The organism is Nitrospira sp., from assembly GCA_016715825.1.
Classification (GTDB): Bacteria; Nitrospirota; Nitrospiria; order Nitrospirales; family Nitrospiraceae; genus Nitrospira_D.
In genome coordinates this window covers 264,391-283,970 of the sequence record JADJXO010000001.1, presented here as the reverse complement: position 1 = coordinate 283,970, position 19,580 = coordinate 264,391, and the positions used below count along the sequence as shown (strand labels likewise).

At 53.1% G+C, this 19,580-nt stretch carries 21 protein-coding genes and 1 pseudogene; 12 read left to right on the top strand and 10 right to left on the bottom strand.

The annotated features are described in order from the left end of the window. The first annotated feature begins 209 nt into the window (after positions 1–209). Together IPM58_01370 and IPM58_01365 are read left to right on the top strand one after the other, a co-directional pair. Complete coding sequence (locus IPM58_01370) at positions 210–695, top strand: hypothetical protein (GenBank protein MBK9305756.1); 486 nt, start codon at positions 210–212, stop codon at positions 693–695. Positions 696–835: 140 nt separating this feature from the next. Beyond that, entirely contained in the window at positions 836–1,072 is a 237-nt protein-coding gene (locus IPM58_01365) for an Lrp/AsnC ligand binding domain-containing protein (GenBank protein MBK9305755.1), read from the top strand. Positions 1,073–1,182: 110 nt separating this feature from the next. On the opposite strand, the gene IPM58_01360 is transcribed toward IPM58_01365, so the two are convergent. Continuing rightward, positions 1,183–2,166, bottom strand: a complete 984-nt coding sequence (locus tag IPM58_01360; GenBank protein MBK9305754.1) for a Gfo/Idh/MocA family oxidoreductase — start codon at positions 2,164–2,166, stop codon at positions 1,183–1,185. 133 nt (positions 2,167–2,299) lie between these two features. Between IPM58_01360 and IPM58_01355 the strand changes: the two genes are divergently transcribed. Beyond that, entirely contained in the window at positions 2,300–3,100 is an 801-nt protein-coding gene (locus IPM58_01355; GenBank protein MBK9305753.1) for a dienelactone hydrolase family protein, read from the top strand. Continuing rightward, positions 3,097–4,083, top strand: a complete 987-nt coding sequence (locus IPM58_01350; GenBank protein ID MBK9305752.1) for a hypothetical protein — start codon at positions 3,097–3,099, stop codon at positions 4,081–4,083. The genes IPM58_01355 and IPM58_01350 overlap by 4 nt, the downstream gene beginning before the upstream one ends. Positions 4,084–4,089: 6 nt before the next feature. Here the strand turns inward: IPM58_01350 and IPM58_01345 are convergent, their stop codons facing one another. Next, positions 4,090–4,473, bottom strand: a complete 384-nt coding sequence (locus IPM58_01345; GenBank protein ID MBK9305751.1) for a DUF423 domain-containing protein — start codon at positions 4,471–4,473, stop codon at positions 4,090–4,092. A 581-nt stretch (positions 4,474–5,054) separates the two neighbouring features. On the opposite strand from IPM58_01345, the gene IPM58_01340 reads away from it, so the two are divergent. Further along, positions 5,055–5,507, top strand: coding sequence for a polymer-forming cytoskeletal protein (locus IPM58_01340; protein MBK9305750.1), 453 nt, complete (start codon positions 5,055–5,057; stop codon positions 5,505–5,507). 23 nt (positions 5,508–5,530) lie between these two features. Here IPM58_01340 and IPM58_01335 read toward each other — a convergent pair whose 3' ends face one another. After that, positions 5,531–5,929, bottom strand: a complete 399-nt coding sequence (locus tag IPM58_01335) for a DUF3597 domain-containing protein (protein ID MBK9305749.1) — start codon at positions 5,927–5,929, stop codon at positions 5,531–5,533. A 363-nt stretch (positions 5,930–6,292) separates the two neighbouring features. Between IPM58_01335 and IPM58_01330 the strand changes: the two genes are divergently transcribed. The 7 genes from IPM58_01330 (at position 6,293) to IPM58_01300 (ending at position 15,274) form a co-directional block, all read left to right on the top strand. Continuing rightward, complete coding sequence (locus IPM58_01330; protein ID MBK9305748.1) at positions 6,293–6,547, top strand: AbrB/MazE/SpoVT family DNA-binding domain-containing protein; 255 nt, start codon at positions 6,293–6,295, stop codon at positions 6,545–6,547. After that, the gene (locus tag IPM58_01325; GenBank protein MBK9305747.1) at positions 6,535–6,864 is read left to right on the top strand and encodes a type II toxin-antitoxin system PemK/MazF family toxin; all 330 of its coding nucleotides are present in this window, start codon (positions 6,535–6,537) and stop codon (positions 6,862–6,864) included. The genes IPM58_01330 and IPM58_01325 overlap by 13 nt, the downstream gene beginning before the upstream one ends. Before the next feature lie 1,660 nt (positions 6,865–8,524). Further along, entirely contained in the window at positions 8,525–9,163 is a 639-nt protein-coding gene (locus tag IPM58_01320) for a hypothetical protein (protein MBK9305746.1), read from the top strand. Between the two features lie 103 nt (positions 9,164–9,266). Continuing rightward, positions 9,267–11,228 (top strand): hypothetical protein, encoded by a 1,962-nt coding sequence (locus IPM58_01315; GenBank protein ID MBK9305745.1) that lies wholly within the window; start codon positions 9,267–9,269, stop codon positions 11,226–11,228. Between the two features lie 140 nt (positions 11,229–11,368). Continuing rightward, positions 11,369–12,427 carry a hypothetical protein gene (locus IPM58_01310; protein MBK9305744.1) on the top strand — a complete coding sequence of 353 codons (1,059 nt, stop codon included), beginning with the start codon at positions 11,369–11,371 and terminating at the stop codon, positions 12,425–12,427. Between the two features lie 67 nt (positions 12,428–12,494). Then, on the top strand, positions 12,495–12,899 hold the full coding sequence (locus tag IPM58_01305) for a hypothetical protein (protein MBK9305743.1): 405 nt from the start codon (positions 12,495–12,497) through the stop codon (positions 12,897–12,899). A gap of 1,862 nt (positions 12,900–14,761) precedes the next feature. After that, positions 14,762–15,274, top strand: coding sequence for an alpha/beta hydrolase (locus tag IPM58_01300; GenBank protein ID MBK9305742.1), 513 nt, complete (start codon positions 14,762–14,764; stop codon positions 15,272–15,274). 342 nt (positions 15,275–15,616) lie between these two features. On the opposite strand, the pseudogene IPM58_01295 reads toward IPM58_01300, so the two are convergent. From IPM58_01295 to IPM58_01265, 7 genes and pseudogenes are all read right to left on the bottom strand, one after another. Next, positions 15,617–15,817 (bottom strand): annotated as a pseudogene (locus tag IPM58_01295) (hypothetical protein). 358 nt (positions 15,818–16,175) lie between these two features. Next, positions 16,176–16,463: a PIN domain-containing protein gene (locus tag IPM58_01290; protein ID MBK9305741.1), complete on the bottom strand. Its 288-nt coding sequence runs from the start codon at positions 16,461–16,463 to the stop codon at positions 16,176–16,178. Between the two features lie 61 nt (positions 16,464–16,524). Then, positions 16,525–16,956 (bottom strand): type II toxin-antitoxin system VapC family toxin, encoded by a 432-nt coding sequence (locus IPM58_01285; protein ID MBK9305740.1) that lies wholly within the window; start codon positions 16,954–16,956, stop codon positions 16,525–16,527. Beyond that, positions 16,953–17,186, bottom strand: a complete 234-nt coding sequence (locus tag IPM58_01280) for a hypothetical protein (protein MBK9305739.1) — start codon at positions 17,184–17,186, stop codon at positions 16,953–16,955. The genes IPM58_01285 and IPM58_01280 overlap by 4 nt, the downstream gene beginning before the upstream one ends. Before the next feature lie 343 nt (positions 17,187–17,529). After that, positions 17,530–17,754, bottom strand: a complete 225-nt coding sequence (locus IPM58_01275) for a type II toxin-antitoxin system HicB family antitoxin (protein ID MBK9305738.1) — start codon at positions 17,752–17,754, stop codon at positions 17,530–17,532. A 141-nt stretch (positions 17,755–17,895) separates the two neighbouring features. Beyond that, positions 17,896–18,372 (bottom strand): glutathione peroxidase, encoded by a 477-nt coding sequence (locus tag IPM58_01270; protein ID MBK9305737.1) that lies wholly within the window; start codon positions 18,370–18,372, stop codon positions 17,896–17,898. Positions 18,373–18,399: 27 nt separating this feature from the next. Beyond that, positions 18,400–19,398 carry a methyltransferase domain-containing protein gene (locus IPM58_01265; GenBank protein MBK9305736.1) on the bottom strand — a complete coding sequence of 333 codons (999 nt, stop codon included), beginning with the start codon at positions 19,396–19,398 and terminating at the stop codon, positions 18,400–18,402. Positions 19,399–19,580: the final 182 nt, after the last annotated feature.

Sequence of the window (19,580 nt, the reverse complement as noted above, 5' to 3'; positions counted from 1 at the left end):
CCGTCGCGCCTTCCTCGCTGGCACCGCCCCGAGTGACTCTGTATAATCTCCCTATGTGCCTCTGTTCCTCCCCAGCGGTCGAAGTTCCTTTGGATCGACCATCACGCCGCCCGCAACTTCGCCCCTGCTTGAGCCTGACTTTCGTTCTTGGCTTAGCGTTCCTCCTGATGGACGGAGCGTCTGCCTTCGCCGGGAACGGATCTGCTTCCATGCTCACGCAGCGAGCCAAGTCCGCATCTCCCTATGTTGGCGCAGCCATGGCGGTGCTGGCGACACTGGAACAGGCCCAGGTCCTTCCACCCGAAGGGGGTCGAGAAGCCGATCGCGTGATTCAGTCTGTCATCCAGCTTCAATCTGTTTTTTCGAAAGGCACTGATCCATCCACCCAGAGGTTTGCACAACAGGCCGTAGCGCACATGCATGGCACCAATGCCCCGATGGCCTTTGAGCGATTTCGCACTCATGGGTGGACCGCCGATATCCTGGAGGCGCTCGCGGATGCGGAGCGGCGTGCATCTGCCGACGAGCAACAGGAACTGGCGCCCGGTCTCGGCCAGTTCAACCTCTCCGTGGACGATTTTCGGCGATTGATGCGACTCGTGCGTGATGGACGATCCGCACTTGAGGCACGAGGGCAGAACTTTGCCGACGTGTACGCCCGTCATCGAAACGCGATGCCGGGAGCAGCGCGCTAGCGCGCATGGTTCAAGTGCTCTGTTTCTGGTTTCTAGTTGGTGATTCGCCAGGAAACGTGAAACCTGAAACTCACCGGTACAAGGGCCGCCGACCGGCAAATAGAAACTCAGCCTGACACTTGTAGAGGAGGGATGATCCTATGGCAACCCGTGCTTATATTCTTATCAAGGTCAAAGCAGGCAAGACTAAAGACGTTGCCACGGCGCTCAAGCGCATTGCCGGCGTCGAACAAGCCCACTCTTGCTTCGGTCGTCCGGACATTTTTGTTTTCATTAGTGTCCAGGACGAACGGGCACTCTCCGATGTTGTGATCACCAAGATCCATGCGATCGACGGCGTCGAGGAGACCGATACCCATATCGTCGCAGACTCGTAGTCTGCGTAACGATACAACCGTATCGCGTGGAGCGTCAAACGAGTTGCAAGTCTCAAGTCTAAAGTTTCAAGTTGTGGCGCAACCTGAAACTTGCAGGTGTGAGATGTGCTTCACGAATGACGATCTACGATGACCGAAGCCCCACCGAGTTGTGCCGACCGATAACAGGCTTCGGCGATTTCTACGGCTCGACATCCATCCTCTCCCGTAACAGGCATCGGAGCACCGTCTCTCACAGCCTGCAGGAAGGCGGTCACTGCGGCAAGGACGGTTTGCGAGGGAGGCACCTCAAACTCGTGCGTCCCGGCGGCATCGTGGCAGCTGACTCGACAGGTTCGCCAGTCGACGGCGAGTCGGCCCTGCGAACCCCACCAGTCCGCTCGGCTAACCCGTCCCGTCGACACGCGGGCGATTTCGATCTGGCAAATGGTTCCCCCGGAGGTAACCAGGCGAATCGACGCAGCGGTTTCCGGTGATGTATCTGGGCGCACGTCCATCGTGCAGCGCACCTCCCCCACCTCTTCGCCTGTCATGAACCGGACGAGATCAAGCATGTGGACACCAATCTCAAGCAACGCCCCCCGCCTGCCATACCCATCGGCATGGTCCGGCGCCGTGGTCCTTTTTTCAATGCGACTGATGAGATGGATGCGTTCGGACCGTCCGATATGCGACTTCAGTTCCATCATCCGTTGAATCGTGTGGTCGAACCGGAGGGTTTGCGCGGTCATCAGCGGGACCGCGGAGTCGCGAGCCATCCTGACCATCGCACGGGCGTCGGCAACCGTCGTGGCCAGCGGCTTTTCGATTAACAGTGGTTTACCGGCTTCAACGGCCAACCGGCAGATGACCGAGGCGAATAGGGGAGGAGTGACGACGACGATCGCATCAACTGTGGGATCGGCGATCAGCAACTCAGCCTTTCCGTAGACCTTGATGGGTGGGGCTCCGGACAGGTCGAATCCCTGCTCAGGATGTCGACGACACACGGCCCGAAGGGACGCGGTTGGGAGGTCGTGCACGATGTGATGGGCATAGCGCAGCCCATGCCGGCCAACTCCAATCAACCCGACTCCGATACGGTCAGAAGCCATACGTCTTTCCCATTGGCTGAGTGCCATCGCACATCAGAACAGAGCCCCGGCACGAATTTGACATTCTCGCAAGCCGCTTCATATAGTAACTTCACACTGAGTGCAAGGCCGCGTCTCGAAGGATTGTCGAACCATGCTCACGACACACTCCGCACCATTCACGTTGGACCAGATTGGAACAGGGACCGCCCGCTTTCCAAGCGGTGTGCCGATCCCCACCCATAGCGATCAGATGGTCGACCCTTACTTCAAGTCGAGAATGCCCAAGGCGCATCAAGTCGATTGTCTCCTCTTCTGGCCCCAAACCTCAGGCACCTATCCAGGGCTGGTGCTCTTGCATGATCGGTGGGGCTTGACGGGGCAGATCAAGGACCTGGGAGCCCGGCTCGCTTGCGAAGGATACATGGTGATCGTTCCGAATCTCTATGGCCGGTTGGGCGGGATGGTGACCGCCAACGACGATGTCGCAGCTGCCCTACTGGAACGGCAGAATGAGACGGACGTTCTCACCGATATTAATTCGTGCTGCGAATACCTCAATATTCGGAACATCGCAAAGAAGAATATCCACGGAGTCGTCGGGTACGGAATGGGCGGATCCTATGCGCTGAAGTTCGCCTGTCAGCGGAAGCGCCTACGCGCGGCAGTGTCCTATTACGGCACGATGCTCGCTTCCAACGAACAGCTGAAGGATCTCTTTGCTCCGGTTCTCTACCACCAGGCGGGGAACGATCCATCGGTCAGCGCGAACGATGTGGAAGCATTGCGACAGACCGCGGCACATTATGCCAAACGGGTCGAGATTCAGGGGTACCCAGAAGCGGCCCATGCCTTTTGTAATGAGATGAAACCAAGCGCATATGACGCAGACAGTTCCGCCCTTGCCTGGGAACGAACCGCGAGTTTTTTGAAGTCTTGCTTCCACGGAACATGACGCGAAGCAAACGCCCGCTCCTCCACCTGATTCATTCAGAGGTTCATGGCCGACGCCCCCTTCGAACTCGGCGGTGTGGTCCGCTCCCCGTGGCGAGCGGGGTCCTGCTGGCAGGATTCGTGACCTTCCTCGCTCCACTCGTATCGTCAGCGGAACCCGCATCCCCCATGCTGTTAGCCGATGTGGTCGCCCAGCAAGCCGATCAACTCGCGGCGGTCGAGTCGGATGAACAAGCCATGACGCTCTTCACCACGGCCGTCGGACCAGCACTTGGTTTGAAAGATGCCGCAGGAGCATTGGGAGCCAAACGACTCCCGAGTCAACTCGTCAAGGAACTCAGATTGGCGGAGTTATCGGAATCGGTCTTTGCGTTGATGAGCGCGCTGGCCCTGTGGCAACTCGCTGATACCGTCGACCGTGACGCACGCCAACCATCCACCGCCACCGCGTTTTCTGAAGTCAGGCAAGAGTGGCTGCGAACTCGCGCCAGGAGTGCACCACTCGAGGACTTCTTCCGTCGTGCGCAAGAACACCCGGCTACGGCAACCTCTGAGATGCCTGCGGACCAGCACCAGACCAACCTGTTACTGGTTGCGCAACGCACGGCATTTGAGGCCAGTCAGCGGGCAACTAAGGCCTGGTGGGATGTCCGGGGATGGAAAGATCGTATTCGACAGAGAAAGGGCGAGGCTCGGCTCTGTGGAACCTGGCAATGGACGATCCACAATCATCAGAACCATGGAGACCAGAAGGCGGTTGTCATGTTTCCTCCGGCGGGACACACGTCGACCCATGCCGCAACCCCAGCCGAGACTATTGTTCTAGGCGATGCCATTTATTTAAGGTGGGAGAACAACGGGCGCATTCAAGAAGACAGCCTGCTGTTCGTGAAAGGTGATGCGAAGGTCGAAGGGTCGTTTGTGAACAATACCGGAGGATGGGGATCGATTACCGGCAAGCGAACAGCCGCCTGCCAACCCTAACCTTCTTCAACCTTTCAATCCACGCCAACCCAACACCAGCCAACCTACAATAAACAATACACCTCCAACCGGCGTCACCGCCCCCAGCCACCGAATGCCCAGAAGCGACACGCCATACAGACTGCCGCAGAACAAGAACGTCCCCGCCAGAAACAACCACCCAGCCTTGGCGGCACCTGCATCGCGCCCGACACGAACGACGAGTCCAGTCAATACCAGACCGAAGGCATGGTACATCTGATAGCGGGTCGCCGTATCGTACACAGCCAACATCGGTGGCTCCAGAATCTCCTTGAGCATATGAGCGCCGAATGCGCCGGCTGCTACTCCCACTCCAGCGCTGACACAACCGATCAAGACCAACCAGCGTGATGAGGTATCTACATCCATTCCCTACAGTCTCCTGATATCCATGGTGCCAACGAAGGCAATCATACGTGATCCCAGCCGAATACTCCAACCGGCAAATCGAGACAGAGCCTTCATTTGCGTGCGGTATCGTCTTGCCATGCTTCGACCGGCTGTGACAATCATTCCTCGTGGACTTCTGACTATTCTTCTCGTTAAGGGCAATGCTGTCGGTGCGGCTGAATGCCAGACAGCTCAGCCGCAGCAGGCTGAGCCTGGCACAGTCTGACCGTTGAAGGTCTCACACATGGGGTACGCAGCGCCGCACGGAATATCGAGACGGACCCCCCCAAGATTGGCGCTGCAGTCGGAGAGACTCTGACGTCCATCGGTTCGAATAACTCAGAAAAGCAACAAGATCGGCCTCACCCGCCTCACAACAACTAACCGCCAATCAGGCCTTTCAGCAAATGAGCCTTTGCTTCTCCTCTCTGTCTGCTGTATCTTGTCCTTGATTTTACGCAGCCATGGCGCGAAGCCCCGTCATGCTGTGATCGACTTGCATCACCCATTACAGGCAGATGCAGGGCGACTCATTTGCCGTCTACCAGAGGATCGTCATTATGTGGGACAAAAAGAAAGACGAGAACGAGAGCGGCAATTTTACGGTTCTCGGCAAAGACGTCACGTTCAAAGGCATCGTCCATTTTCATAGCACCGTGCAACTCGACAGCTCGATCGAGGGAGAAATTCATGCCAAAGGCATGTTGGTGATCGGGGAAAATGCAACGATTCGAGGCACCATCATTGCGGAAACCGTCGTGAACCGGGGCAAAATCCATGGGAACGTCACGGCGACTGGGAAGATTCAGTTGCTCAAGTCTGCAATCCTGCTCGGCGACGTCTGCGCTCCATCCTTTTCAATGGAAGAAGGGGCCTACTTCAAGGGCTCGATCGACATGGGCTCCCACCCAGTCGTCGATGAACTTGAACAGACTCCCTTAGTCATTACCGAAGCGCCTCAACGGCTGAATGTCTCTCGTCCGATTCTAGTCGACACCGAGCGAGGGAACTGACGTTCCCTCGCTCGTGGGTCCGTTCAATCCAACAGCTCTTTAGGGACGTTCCCCCCATTGGCCGCCAATTTCTGCAGCACCGCCTTGTGCAACCATATGTTCATCTGCGCTGAATCGCTCATCTTCTCGGCGGGGCAGCCCAACTCAGTCGCGAGCTCTTTGCGTGCCGTGAGACTGCTGTCCAAATTCAAGAGCTTCATCAAATCCACGATTGAGCTCTTCCAATTCAGCTTCTGCGGATTCTTCGCCGCAAGTCCCTCTAGTTTACCGACAACGTCGACAGCCGACATCGCAGTCGGCTTCGGAGCAGCCGGTGCAGCAGCAGGCGCCGCAGTGGGAGCGGTCGTCGGTGGCGGTGTGGCTGCTTGTGCCGCGGCCTGACCGAACCCAAGCTTTTCCATAATTGCGCCAAACAATCCCATAGTCTATTCCTCCTCTGTGAATGGATGGATCCCACGACGGTGACGTCGAAGACATTCAATCTAACACTTAGGTGGAAATAAAATCATCCCGGTTCTTTCGAAGAGCGAACCTTCACATCATGACTGTCTCACAGTAATACAGTCGTGCTGCGCTGCCCTACTGCTCGCAGTCCCTGCAGAACAACGTTCTCGTGATACCTGATTCTGATACCGTCAGCTGCCTCAGCCTCTTCGTTTGGACTGCCGTTGCAGATGATCTCAGCGAAGGCCTTCTCAAAAAATGACCTCGCCGGCAAGCTTGACAAAAGCAGTAATGCCAATGTAATTACTAACTGGAAGGGGACGCTACACGAAGGAGGCGCGATGAAAGCACGGGTTGTCAGAATCGGAAATTCTCAAGGCATCCGGATTCCGAAGACTGTGATTGAGCAGTGCCACCTGCACGGAGCCGTCGATCTAGAAATCCGGCAAGGACAACTCGTCATTCGGTCGGTTTCAAAGGCACGAGCTGGGTGGAGCCAAGCCTTTGAGCAAATGCATCGCCATGAGGATGACCAACTCTTGGATTCCGAGTCCGCCTCGACCTCCAAGTGGGACCGAAAAGATTGGACGTGGTAGCATCCCGTTTCGATGTCTTCCTGGTACGCCTGGATCCCACCGAAGGCCGTGAAATTCGCAAGACCCGCCCCTGCCTCGTCATCTCACCGGACGAAATGAATCAGCACATCGATACCATCATCGTCGCTCCAATGACGACCAAGGGAAAGTCCTATCCCACTCGTGTACCCATACGGTTCAAAGGCAAGTCATGGCAGATTGTGCTGGATCAGATCCGAACCATAGACAAGAGCCGCCTCGTCAAACGCATGGGCAAGATCGATGACTCCACCCAAACGCACACCCTCGCCCTGCTTGCGGAACTTTTCGCCCCCTGAGCACCGCCTGCTTTCCACCATGACCATCTCCTGACTTAGGTCGTTGCGGAGAACTCAGCTGCGCTGCAGGATCGCGCTCACGCAACACCACCGCTACACTCGTATCTCCTCGAGACATCCCGATGGTCCATTAGGCCCGATGTAGCAATAGGGCCGTCTAGATGTCTGCGATAGATTCTTCATTCCCTAAACCAAAGAGTCATATCATTGCGGTCTCCCTAGCGCTACTATCCCGCCGCTTCTGAGCACGACGTGGTATTCGAAATGCGTGTGAATGTTCGTCGATGTGACGCCCTATCTCGGACAACGACGGTTCGAGAGAGGAACGGTGAATCGATTCAGATACTCTCTGAATCTAAAAAGATTCACCCCTCAAATTTCAATTCTCATGCAACAACGTAATACTTTGGGATTTACGCATTTCTTGCGTACTCATCGTGGTCCGTTCTTTGCTGGTAAGCACTTCGAAAAGCTATTGGATGGAAGATCAAGGCAACCGTACATAGCAAAGGATTCCGTAGTTCAGTAAAGCGCTGACCACCTATCACTTGCTCTTGAGACTCACATGACGACATCAACATCGTTGCACCTAGCATATGGTCTTGTTGCACTTTCTCTCTTGCTCACAATATCAGGCTGTATATGGCGAACCACTGACACTGATCACTTCTGGGGTCCTACTCTAGTTCGAATAAATCAGCCACCACAGGGCAAGGCCTACCTCTGGCAAACTCAATCCATCTTCCCTCTGGTTGCAGAGGGTGGTGAACATGTTGGACTCACCCTAGGCTTCCTGAAACGACTTGCAGTAAACCCAACAGAGCTAGACAAGCCGACGACCCTCGAGTGGTGCGCCGGACTATTCGTGCCATCGTGCTCTACTCCAACAGCCTTGGATGGATGGCAGTGGAGCTTCCTGCATAGCCGAGTGGTCCACCATGCCTCACCCGAGTTCTATGACCGAACTATCCTAGGTGCATCAGTGGGCGCAGGGCTGATGGCGCATATGTAACGCTTGGCTATTCAGCCAACACTCAACACAGACCTCAGGACAACGCGTACTACATCTTGTGTTACGGTCGGAAGAACCCACTTCGCACGAGATTCTCGATTGCCAGAGACACTTCGGAATTTATCTCTTTTCTTAATCAGGAGGCTTGTCAATGACCCAGATCCACCGGGCTCGCAAAGCATTACTGCCCATTATATTCCTGATCGTAGCCACAGTGACGCTTTCAGGATGTAACAACTATCTCGTATTCGCCACGGCGACCAAGTTTAGCATTGACGCCTCTCAGGATGGTAACCAGCCACCAAAGGTGGTCTTGGGATACAAACGCGCAGAGCTGGCTATTATTCCTGCTGATCATAAGGACGCAACAGAAACTGAGGACACTTATGCCGTGCTCAGCAATTTCTGTGTAATGGCAATCCATCACTGTACGACTGGACAGACACGATCAAGACTCCGAGATCGACCTCTCAAGACGTCAAAGACAGTTTACAAATACGATCAATCTTTGCAACTGGAATGGCAGCCCGTAAAGCGGCCAAGAGTGAAGCGATTCAAACTCATTTTGCCCGAGCGGTCTTACAACGCACATACCGGGGCATCACAGAAGAACTGTCTAACCGGACATACCACAATGAGGAGCTAACTATGAACAGTGGAGCAAGTCGCTTTCTTACCCTCATGGCCATCACGATCACAACACTAGCAATCTTTGCATGTACTCACCCTCGAGTCTTTGTTGGTACAGGAACGCTCATGGGAATAGAAGCAACTCCAGGAGATCCGAATGAAGGGCAGACCCCGGCAGTCACATTTGGGTATCGAAGAGCCGAAGTTGCCCTTGTCCCGATTGAAGATGAAGACACGAAAGCCAGGGGAAAACTACACCGAGGTGGCACCACTACCAAGGATGCAGCATCAACATTGGCCACCTTCAATCTCGCTCACAACTGGTTTGGCCCAGCTCGAATTGAACAATATGTCGCGACAGGTATAGCAGCTAAAGAAATTATTGAGGGCGGTCAATATGCTCTTGCGCTTGTAGGATATGAAAAGGGAAGTGACGATCTTGCAGATCAATTCGCCGATGCGTATAAGCGTGCTCACCAAGAAGACGCCAACGACGATGACAGGGCATGCTGGAAATCCGTTGAAGCATGGATGGATACAAACTTCCCTGACCTTCCCCATACCTACATTCTAACCAGAGGATTCGGCAAACAGCGACAGAACCTCGTCAATGACGACAAGGTGAAGAAAGGATGCACATTGACTACACCAGCTTAGTTCTGAATAAGTTCTAACCATTGGGACCTTAGTAGGAAACGGCTCTAATGAAGCACATTGTCATGAACAACACAGAGACGTATCGGATCAGATGGAGGCATCAATGAGACAGACCGATCGTGCATCTTGGCCACAGATCTCTGGAGCGGTACTCCTAACACTGGCCGTTGGCCTTGTCGCTGGTTGCTCATGGTTTACCTGGCCTAATAGCAGCATCCGTGGGAGTGCTAACACCCCCTCTGAGGGAACCCTAGGAGACCCCGATGCCGTACAAGTCTCGCTAGTTGAGAAGAAAGACACTGACAAGAAGAAGGACGAAGCAGAAAATGACGAGATAGAACTTCCTTTTAGATTTCAGAAACCTGTTGAAGCGGATATTGGTGAGAGCTGCTCAGGTAGCAGAGATTGCTCTCATGAAACGATCACGTACAGCTCTAACCTGTGTCCTCCAGCAGCATGTAGTGCAGATCTCTTCGTTCTGGAATTTGATGACCAGGGCCGATTGTACCATCCCCAGCAAATGGACGACTTGTTTAAGTTCTTACAAAACACCATGACTCCGCATACTTGCAAGACCGGTGAAAAAGAACCTTGTTTTGACGATGTCAGCCTTGTCGTTGCTGCCCACGGCTGGCGACATAATGCAGACTTCGAAGACTGGAACCTACGACAGCTACGAGAAGTGCTCTACAGTGCCGTGTTGTTTGAAGCTCACAAATCAAGCAAGGGTGAACGTTGGAATCCATCAAACAGACCTCGGAAGGTGGTTGGGGTGTACTTAGGATGGCGCGGAGCACTGGTCAAAGAATATCCCAATTCACCACGTATACCCTTCACCAGCTGGACTCTATCTGATCTAACATTGGGGTTACCAGCAGTGTTGAGCTTCTGGGATCGAAAGGGCGCTGCATTGGACGTGGCACTTGGCTCGACACGGGAGTTATTCGCACGGTTAGGACATATCCGAGCCAACGTAAATGACATGAATGACTCAGCTAGCAAAACCAAAAGAATGGGCCGCGATTGGAAAGCGTACGATGAGTGTGCTGCGCAGGCCAAACCCAGCAAGGGTAGATGCGTTGCAATGCGAACACTCATCCTTGGGCACAGTTTTGGGTCGCTGGCTATTTACAATGCCATCTCGGAGTCATTGATCGACAGTGTATCTGCTGGGATAGAGTCGCCTAAGGAAAGTCCCACCGCGCAAGAGCAGTGCCCGACAGGAGAACCGAGTCTTGGGGAAGTGGTGTCTTCTCCATATGCAGATCTTATTGTCCTAATTAACCCAGCATTTGAGGGAGCACGTTTTGAACCACTCTACCAAGCATCACTCAATCGAATGAAACGGCGCCCCTACATTTGCACCCAGGATCCTGTGCTCGTCCTAGTGACAGGCACGTCAGATTATGCAACGCGATATGCTTTCCCCATTGGTCGCTTCTTCAGTACCCTCTTCCAAGACAATTCCCCTGAAAGCAAGGACGGTAGTGATATAGAGAGGAGGGCGGACGAAGAGCGTAACGCAAACCGGAAAACGGTGGGCCACATCCCACGATATATGACGCACTATCTCGACAGTTTCCCCACTTTCTCAGACAGCGAATCAAAGAAAGATACGGACACTAGCTTGGACATATGCCTAAAAACGGGTTGGGAAAAGCTCGCTTCCACAGGGTTTTCAGGCGAGAAACCACTAGCAGCGGCACTTGATGAGGAAGCCGTGGAGTGGAAACGGAAACTACATGAAAGCAAGGAAACAAAGACAAACTGGCCTGCCCGAGCCTTCTGCGGCGGCCTGCGGCTAAGCGTTGCAATGAAGGAAGCACAGGAAGGCGAGGATCCATTGGATGATCTGTTCGATGACCAATCAATCGATCACGATCCTTGGAGCAATCAGCTAGTAACGAAAGAGATTCTTCAAGATAAATGGGGCCAGGGTCTGAGGAGTCCGCATAACCCAATTTGGGTAGTCCGCACCAAAAATAAAAATATCATCGATGGCCATAACGGCTTTCATAATCCCCGCATGGAGGATTCATTCAGCAATTGTACCGCGAGGCACTAAACCCACAATAAATGAGATGCAAATGCTTACTTGATGTACATGCATCATACGACACTGCTGCTCAGAGACTAGTATCGCTTTGGGGTCACCAGCCCTTTAGCGACTCCAGCTACCATTACTTACACACACAGGTTCATCCCATGTTGACATGCATACTGCGCATCCTTCTGTTGTTGGTTCTCGCCTCACAAAACTTCGGGTGCAAGTCTTCTTATATAACGCAGATAGAATGGGGGCATCATATCTCTGTAGACGAGGAGGGTCGCGCTCGCGGGCATATCCGAAAAGCAAGTCAGGTCGGCTTCAAGTATGTGGAGCAATTGAATGATGAAGAATTCCAGACACAGTACGTCGATTCCATCCTCAAGAAGCTGGAAGAGCATGTACTGAAACAGAAGAATGAGGCCAGACTGCCCGCTCAGATTCTCATCTTTATTCATGGTGGCCTCAATAGCTATGAGGGTGGCCTTGAGCACATTAAAGGATTCTTGGAGAAGCAAACGGATACCGAAGCGTTTCCAAATCTTAGTTCTTATTTCCTCCTCTCATTGAACTGGGAGGCGGGGTTGCAATCAGCACTCAAAGATCATTTCTTTCACATTCGATTTGGAGAACGGTCGACACTATTCGCCTCATCGACCTTTCCAATTGTCCTTTTGCACGACCTGGGAGAAAGTATCGTCAAGACTCCTGATGCTATCTATTCAGAAGCAAAGGACCTGTTCCAGAACCAATCAGCAGATTATACGAGCGCTATGATAACTACAGCTCTGATAGCCAGCTATTATGGGCTTCCCATTGCCGCCCTCCATCCTACGCTAACCATTGCAGGTGTGATGCCATATGCAACATATGCCGCTGCAGGCGTCTATGGCTATACCACCCTTAGGGATGAGCTGACCCGCTACCTCTTCATGCCTATCCGCATGGCAAGTGCCCCGCTCGTAGAAGGATTTGGCACACCTGCCTGGGACATGCTCAAGCGCCGGCCAGATGTATTGCTTTTCAATCCCACAACCAAAAAAGACAGCGCGACACAACAACTATTGAAACAGTTGGCAGATAAGATTGAAGACGGCAAATGGCAAACGGCGGAATGCAAAAACAATAAATCCGTCCTCTGTCCCCTCGTGGAACTGACGCTGTTGGGCCACAGTATGGGGCCATATCTCCGACCGCATTCTCACAACACTGTCTAAGAAACTGACGTTCAAACACATTATCTATCTTGGTGCAGCGAACAGCATCTCCGATTTCAAAGTATCCGTGGTTCCTTATCTTAGAGACCATAAGGAGACTCACTTTTGGTCCTTTGCGCTGTCCGAGGTTGACGAAAGCAACGAAACTTATGCCGCTGACCTCTTGTCGCGGGGCTCACTCTTGGTATGGATCGATCTACTGCTTGAACGAACATACGGTCTCCCTCAAAAGCGATTTGGGAGAGAAATCAATCAGGAGTGGTTGAATATCGATGATAAAGATGCTTGGAAGCGCATATGCCGCATATCATTCAGCGGCAATCGGTTACGTACGAAGGAACCACGGGACCATGGAGACTTTACCAAGCCGGACAAGGTAGAACTGGTGCTTCAGATGGTGAAGCATGGATGCCCAGAGCCGGTGAAGCTTGTGAAAGCTCCCGATAACACGATGGGTGACGAACGAGTTTAGAAAGGATCTACAGCAGAAGCTTGATCGTGTTCTCGTTTTACACCCAAGTCGATTGGGGCGATCGTCGATAATGCGCCTTATTCGGATAAAGGCGATCTGGAATACGGAGAGTTTCTTCGGAGCAATCGTACGAGGAAATTGGCAACTATCTCGCTCCCATTAACATCAATGCGGCAACAACAGACGAGCTTGCAATACTCCTGAGAGGAGATCGTTACCTAGCACGGCAAATCTTCGAACGTGCCTGCCAGAAACCATACGCCGACTTTGAAGAGTTGAGAGAAATACAACATCTAAGTCCTGAGGCGTATAGGCTTATCAAAGAGTATGGAATCATCGGTGATCCGAGACCAATTTCAGATGACTCGTGGTTCGCTACCTTTAACATCTTGCACGGTCTTAAGCCACAGGACTTGCCGACTTGTACACCTCCGGATTGGGGGGCCGTACATTCGACATCAGTTTATGCGTTGGAAATCCAATGTTCACCCACTAGATCCTGGTTACAAAAGTATATCTAGGGAGCGATATAGAAAAATCCATTCAGCCGATGACCGATATCGAAAAAAGGTAATAGGTGAAATTAAAGAAGCGGGCATTACTATTCTCCCCATTAAAAAGGTACGCATTTGGAATATTCTTCGCAAAGAGCGTCCTTGGGATGAGATCCATGACATAGACGGGCAGCGCGTCGCGTTTTGAGATACATGCTTGGGCTGACCTGGAAGACTGGTACGACCTGGAAGATCAGAATCAGAATCGCGCCGAGCAGCTTGCTGATGACATCAAGAGACGAGCCGCCGAATCTGATGTCCAGGCCGTCATCTTTGTCACGAACGAAGATGTCTTTTCCAAAGAGTCCATGGCCAAGGCGAAAGAGGCCCTTCAGAAGGCGTTGGGCGAGAAGTTCTACAGCATTCACGGATTGCCCAAGACCATTCCTGACAAGATTAAATCCATTCTACAGCGATACAAGAAGCAACCCGTTTCATAGCGTGACAGTCTCCAGGCACCACGAATCGGGCAGCAGGAAGAAGCCGCGCTGAGAGTGAGCCACTTGAACAATAGCGCCTCTAGCATATATGCCACTTGCCACTGCTGGGTGGCTCTCCTGGTATAATACGCATCCATACGTCCATCCTGAACGACCTAGTGCCGTGGGAGTTTCCCATCCGCAAAAACGGGGTGCGAGCATGGTGCTGCTGAGCAAGACGAGCCTGATTTGCACTCAGAAGCAGGCGATGCCTGTACAGGCATCAACGCATATCAAGGAGAAGACAAAGTGATGTCACCTCTCTGCCGTCTTAGTGTCCTCTGTGGAGGCATTGCACTTCTTCTTTACGCATCGGCAGCCCTAGCCGAACAAGAGAATCGATGTGGCTTAGTTCTCGTGGAAGAATTTGAACAGCGATTCAAAGAGAAGATTGAGCCCTATTGGAAGGAACATCGCAAGCAAGACAATTTCCCAGGTGTGGACGGCATGAAGATATCCTATATGAAGTTCCCTCCGCAAAATGGTGTTAAGGAAAAGGGTGCCATAGTCATATCGAGTGGCCGCACGGAATCCTATGTGAAGTACAAAGAGCTTGTCTTCGATTTAACCTGTCAAGGTTATTGGGTCTACATTCATGACCATCGAGGACAGGGATATTCTGGTCGCATGCTGCCTGATGAGCCACAGAAGGGCCATGTGAAGAGGTTCGACGATTATGTGAGCGATCTCCATACGTTTGTGAGGACCATCGTGTTGTCCAAGTCTCATGAGAAATTATTCTTGTTAGGGCATTCCATGGGGGCGGTATTGCAACGTTGTATCTCGAACGCTACCCTGGCGTTTTTAAGGCAGCTGCCCTCTCATCCCCATGCACGGTCCAGCTATCAAAATATTTGGGTCATCGAAGCTCGGATGTTTGTGGTTCAGAGCAATGGACTGGCTCTGCTACGACTGCTGGGCTGGCATCCTTCCAGATCCTTACAAACCAATTACCTTTGCAAACAATGAATATACGAACTCCGAGACACGCTACCAACAGCTGCTGAAAACATATCAAGAAAACGAAACCATACAGTTGGGCGGACCGACGCGTGGATGGTGTGGTCAAGCCTGTGCTGCTTCCTCAACGATGCTAAGCAATACAAAGACGATCACGACTCCCGTCCTAGTGTTGCAGGCAGGAGCCGACACAGCGGTCACCCCAGAAGCTCAAGACACCTTTTGCCTGAACCTCAAAAAGGAAACCGGAAATTCTTGTGCGAGCGGAGGGCCAATAAAGTTTGATGGAGCTAAGCACGAGTTATTCATTGAATCTGATCACTATCGGAATCTAGCCATCAGTACCATTCTAGATTTCTTTTCTACCGAGAGGGTGAAATAAGCCGTTTGGGGCAAAGATAAACAAGGCATTCTGCATTTCCACGCAGGTGAAGATTTCGCTTATCTACGACCCTAGCCGCCACTACCCCCTCCGGTTCTTTCCCCACTTCGCGCTGCTTTCGCGCAAAAGACCTGCTTCACTCAAAAGTAGAATGTCACCGTTTCTCTCCCCTGCAGCGAGTTAGATCTCGGAGGCGGTGCAAGGGACCCCGCGTTGACAAATGATCTGAAAATCGTGAGATCTGAAAAATGAACCGGGAGTCTGTTCCTGTTACCGTTTAACCACTTTGCCTTTTAAACGTATCCTGGTCCTGCCCTGGAGACGAGGCCTACATGGCCAGCGGGTGAGTGCAAAGACCCTCCCGTATTGTGCTGCCGTCGCCGTATCACCGGCTTTCAGTGCCGCCCGTACATCGTCCAGCTTATAAGCATCGGCCACTGAGAGATAGGGCGACCATTCGTCCGCATTGATCAGCAGCTCAACATCGACCTCGGCCAAGTACCGTCCTTCATGAACCAATTTCGTCCGCTTCTGTGTTCTCATGATCGCCTCCTCGTAAAACCGTCTTGCCAGATGGCCGGGTTCGGTCTATAGGCTGTGACAAGTACTGCCGGCTCTACATGGCCCTTGGGAATTCCCCAGAGGATGTGAAGAGGGTTGCCGGCCCTGTCCCGTTGCAATACGAGGTCCAGCTTTGGGGTCAGATCTTGTATCGTGTATTCTATGGCACGAGAATGTTTTTCGATGGCTAGCCTCTGCGTCTTATGCCGGACTCGGTTTCCAATCGCATTGCTTGAATCGAGCCGAGGCAGCGGGGATCATCTTCATTCGATGAGATTTCGCTGTGTCTGTCTCCTGGCTTACGGGAACGCACGTTCACAGGAATATCGAAGGCGCCGTACTAAGCCGACCGCGAAGGAGGGCTATGCCAAACTAAAATCTGTGGAATTTGCAGAAAGTGTGCGTCCGTCGTGATCACCGCCAGCCCATACTGCATCGCAGACGCGGCAATCCAGATGTCGTTCGTGGGAATCGGGGGTTCCGCATTCCACAATGCATTGAGTATCACCGCATAGCGTTCGGCAGTTTCCTCATCGATCGTCACAGCTGGGAAACCAGAAAAGGTACCGGGAGTCTTTTCTATTCGCGAGGTGTCTAGATGCCAACGACGTGCGGGCCGAAGCTGCAGCCGGCACGAAGATAGATGAGGGAAACGCACATCACAGTTTGTGACTCGTCAGAAAACGGTCTTACGGCACTGGTCCTTTCCATTCCGACAACAGCGCCACATGCCCTTTTGCTTTAGCGCGTTTGACGTAGGCCGTATCCGCAGTGAGGTACACACCTTTGGCACGAATAGCCAGCACGTGGTAAGCGGAATCATAAAAGGTGACGTGCTTCACCTCCCGCATATGTTCGAGCACAGCCAGTCCATACTCCGTCCGCAACGGAACCTCGTCAAATTCGTACGCCAACAAGACACTCATTAGTTCGACAGCTAGAGTCGGCTTTTTGAGCCCCAACACATTGCCCACTTCATACCGCCAGAGCGTCGGTAACCGAATCTCAATCCATCCGTCCAGCAGTGCCTGTTGCAATTGGATGGCTTTGCGATGGTCGGGCTCATCCTCTTGTTCCAAGACCCACTTCAAGAGGACGGAGGCATCGGGCACCAGAATCATCGATCTGTTCTCTCCCGATCTCGACGGACCGCATCGACAATTTCCTGCCCCGTTAGAGTCGCACTTCGCTTCCGCAAGCGATGCACCACTTCGGTCGCCTGCCGGCGTTTACGTCGAAGCAGTTCATGCCGGAGTGCTTCGTTCACCACATGACTCCGCCGTCGAGGTGGAACAAGCCTGAAAAGCTCGTCTCGCAACCGATCGTCGATGGACACGTTAAGTTTGGCCATGGTGCCGCTCCCCCAAAGCAAATGCATCTTTCCAGACTTCATCATTATGCACCTACGCTAGGCGCCCTATCAAGGCGTTTTTAAAAGACTCCAAAAACTGGAACCTTGAGGGCACGTCTTGTTTTTATCCATTCGATGAGAGGCAGAAAAGGTTCGGGAGTCTGTTTATTCGGAGTATCCTGGACTCTCACCGACTATGCAAGGAAGCCGTACGGGGAGATCGTGCCGCGTATCAGACAACTGCGTAACTGCTGAAGTGTGCGACAAATAGCGCTGACGGACGATCTGAAAATCGTGCTGTTCAAGGATGCGGCAGACGTCTCGCCCAGAAAGGGCGCGGAGTTTACCCATGGGCCGCTTCGAAGCGGGTGACAAACACCTGGGTATGGAGCCGGCGTTCGACTTCGGCAGGATCGGCACATTCGAGAAAGAGTTCGACCGCTTCTTTGAGATTGGCCGTGGCGGATTCGACCGTCTCCGCTTGACCGGCTACATCAAGTTCCGGACAGAGCGCGACATAACTCGCTCCTTCCTTTTCGACGATCGCCGTATAGCTTCTTGTTCCCATTGTCCATTCCCTCACTCGAATCGAATCTCAGATCTGCGATAGTGCTCATTATAGACAATCTCTCCTCGAATGCCTGGCAGGGGCTGAAACATGGCGATACGCGAGGTGTCATACGCTTGAGGTCTCGACGCCCCCAGTCGTCTAGAGCCTCGTGGCCAGGTCAGCCGCAATCATCTCCGGCTTCTCGCTCGGCGCATAGCGTTTCAGGACCGTGCCGTCGGCACCGACGAGGAACTTGGTGAAGTTCCATTTGATCGCCTCGGTCCCGAGAATTCCAGGCTTCTCCGATTTCAGATAGTGGTAGAGCGGATGTGCGGTCGTGCCGTTGACGTCGATCTTGGCGAACATCGGAAAGGTGACCCTGAAGTTCTTGGTGCAGAACTGCTCAATCTCTGCGTCGCCGCCCGGCTCCTGCCGTCCGAACTGGTTACAGGGGAACCCGAGCACCACGAAACCCCGATCCTTGAATGTTTCGTAGAGCGTTTGGATTCCCTCATACTGCGGCGTGAAGCCGCACTGGCTCGCGACATTCACGATGAGCAAGGTCTTGCCTCGGTAGACGTCCATCTTCTGCGGCGTGCCGTCGATCGTGACAAGGTCGATGTCGTAGAGACTCATCGCTCCCACCTCACGGTGACTCCCTATTCATGACCTTACAAGCCTGTCATCCGTCTGCACAGACACCAGCGCACTCGTCGGGACAGTGGCATGCACGGCCCGAAACATGCCGAAGCGACAGAGCCCTGTCCCAAATGCCAGCCGCATTAACAAAATTGTGGGCACTTCTCGTAATGATTTAATCAACCCACTCATGCCAAACCGAACAAGCCCTGCCGGACGGATCACGCCCTGCCAGATCGAATCGAGCCATGAGGGTAAGGTTTCGGCCGTCCAATCGGCGGTGGTGACGTCACCCGCCACCAGTCCGGTGGCCTTCAGCAATTCTGAAAACTCTTCAATGCTCGAAAAGGCCGGATGAGACCACTGATCCAGCAGTTGCCGCATCACCGGCTTTTCCCACCAATTGAGTGGAACCTGGCGATCGTCCCGCTGATTCCAATCGGCCACAACCAGAATTCCGCCCGGTTTCAGCACGCGCATGAGCTCGCGAGCAAACTGTGCCTTATCCGGCATGTGCGGTCCCGCCTCGACCGACCAGACCACATCAAAACTGGCATCGGGGAACGACAGGGCCAGCGCATCATCGACCTGAAAGTGGGCATTCACCTCTGGGGCGGTCAGTTCTTGAGCCCGTCTGACTTGCTGAGGGCTGAGAGTGACCCCGGTGACCGCACAGCCATACTCCCGCGCCAGCATGCGACTGCTGCCGCCGATGCCGCAACCCACATCTAACACCGTCGTCCCGGAAGGAAGCTTATCTAACCCTCCCCAACGCACCATTTCATGCACAAAATCTGACTTGGCTTGGAGAAAATCCTTTGTGCGGGGTGGAGAGCCATAGTGTCCCAGATGGATATGTTCGCCCCAGTAGAACTCGAGAATGCCGTCATTTGTCCAGTCATCATAGGAATTGGCGACAGAATCGGCGGACTGATATGTGCGGGGGACTCGCACATACAGCACGACTCCGATCAGCAGGAGGACCAGGAGCAGGACGATCGCCACGAGGAACAGGTTCATCATATCAAATGTCTGATTACCGTGAGGTCGTTACCATTGATGAGCCATACCAAGAAACGTGACCGAGTACCCTAGCGGACACCCACCCTTCTCTCTTGCTATGCCAACCAAGACGAAAAGTGGCGCAGATTAGACTCTGAAATGTGACCAAGTCAAGCTGACTGAGACTCTGCCGGAGAGATATT

What these genes read in the sequence shown, in the direction of transcription:
- IPM58_01370 (MBK9305756.1), top strand. Translation starts at nt 210, where the DNA reads ATGCTCACGCAGCGAGCCAAGTCCGCATCTCCCTATGTTGGCGCAGCC.
- IPM58_01365 (MBK9305755.1), top strand. Translation starts at nt 836, where the DNA reads ATGGCAACCCGTGCTTATATTCTTATCAAGGTCAAAGCAGGCAAGACT.
- IPM58_01360 (MBK9305754.1), bottom strand. Translation starts at nt 2,166, where the DNA reads ATGGCTTCTGACCGTATCGGAGTCGGGTTGATTGGAGTTGGCCGGCAT.
- IPM58_01355 (MBK9305753.1), top strand. Translation starts at nt 2,300, where the DNA reads ATGCTCACGACACACTCCGCACCATTCACGTTGGACCAGATTGGAACA.
- IPM58_01350 (MBK9305752.1), top strand. Translation starts at nt 3,097, where the DNA reads ATGACGCGAAGCAAACGCCCGCTCCTCCACCTGATTCATTCAGAGGTT.
- IPM58_01345 (MBK9305751.1), bottom strand. Translation starts at nt 4,473, where the DNA reads ATGGATGTAGATACCTCATCACGCTGGTTGGTCTTGATCGGTTGTGTC.
- IPM58_01340 (MBK9305750.1), top strand. Translation starts at nt 5,055, where the DNA reads ATGTGGGACAAAAAGAAAGACGAGAACGAGAGCGGCAATTTTACGGTT.
- IPM58_01335 (MBK9305749.1), bottom strand. Translation starts at nt 5,929, where the DNA reads ATGGGATTGTTTGGCGCAATTATGGAAAAGCTTGGGTTCGGTCAGGCC.
- IPM58_01330 (MBK9305748.1), top strand. Translation starts at nt 6,293, where the DNA reads ATGAAAGCACGGGTTGTCAGAATCGGAAATTCTCAAGGCATCCGGATT.
- IPM58_01320 (MBK9305746.1), top strand. Translation starts at nt 8,525, where the DNA reads ATGAACAGTGGAGCAAGTCGCTTTCTTACCCTCATGGCCATCACGATC.
- IPM58_01315 (MBK9305745.1), top strand. Translation starts at nt 9,267, where the DNA reads ATGAGACAGACCGATCGTGCATCTTGGCCACAGATCTCTGGAGCGGTA.
- IPM58_01310 (MBK9305744.1), top strand. Translation starts at nt 11,369, where the DNA reads ATGTTGACATGCATACTGCGCATCCTTCTGTTGTTGGTTCTCGCCTCA.
- IPM58_01300 (MBK9305742.1), top strand. Translation starts at nt 14,762, where the DNA reads ATGCACGGTCCAGCTATCAAAATATTTGGGTCATCGAAGCTCGGATGT.
- IPM58_01285 (MBK9305740.1), bottom strand. Translation starts at nt 16,956, where the DNA reads ATGATTCTGGTGCCCGATGCCTCCGTCCTCTTGAAGTGGGTCTTGGAA.
- IPM58_01280 (MBK9305739.1), bottom strand. Translation starts at nt 17,186, where the DNA reads ATGGCCAAACTTAACGTGTCCATCGACGATCGGTTGCGAGACGAGCTT.
- IPM58_01275 (MBK9305738.1), bottom strand. Translation starts at nt 17,754, where the DNA reads ATGGGAACAAGAAGCTATACGGCGATCGTCGAAAAGGAAGGAGCGAGT.
- IPM58_01270 (MBK9305737.1), bottom strand. Translation starts at nt 18,372, where the DNA reads ATGAGTCTCTACGACATCGACCTTGTCACGATCGACGGCACGCCGCAG.
- IPM58_01265 (MBK9305736.1), bottom strand. Translation starts at nt 19,398, where the DNA reads ATGATGAACCTGTTCCTCGTGGCGATCGTCCTGCTCCTGGTCCTCCTG.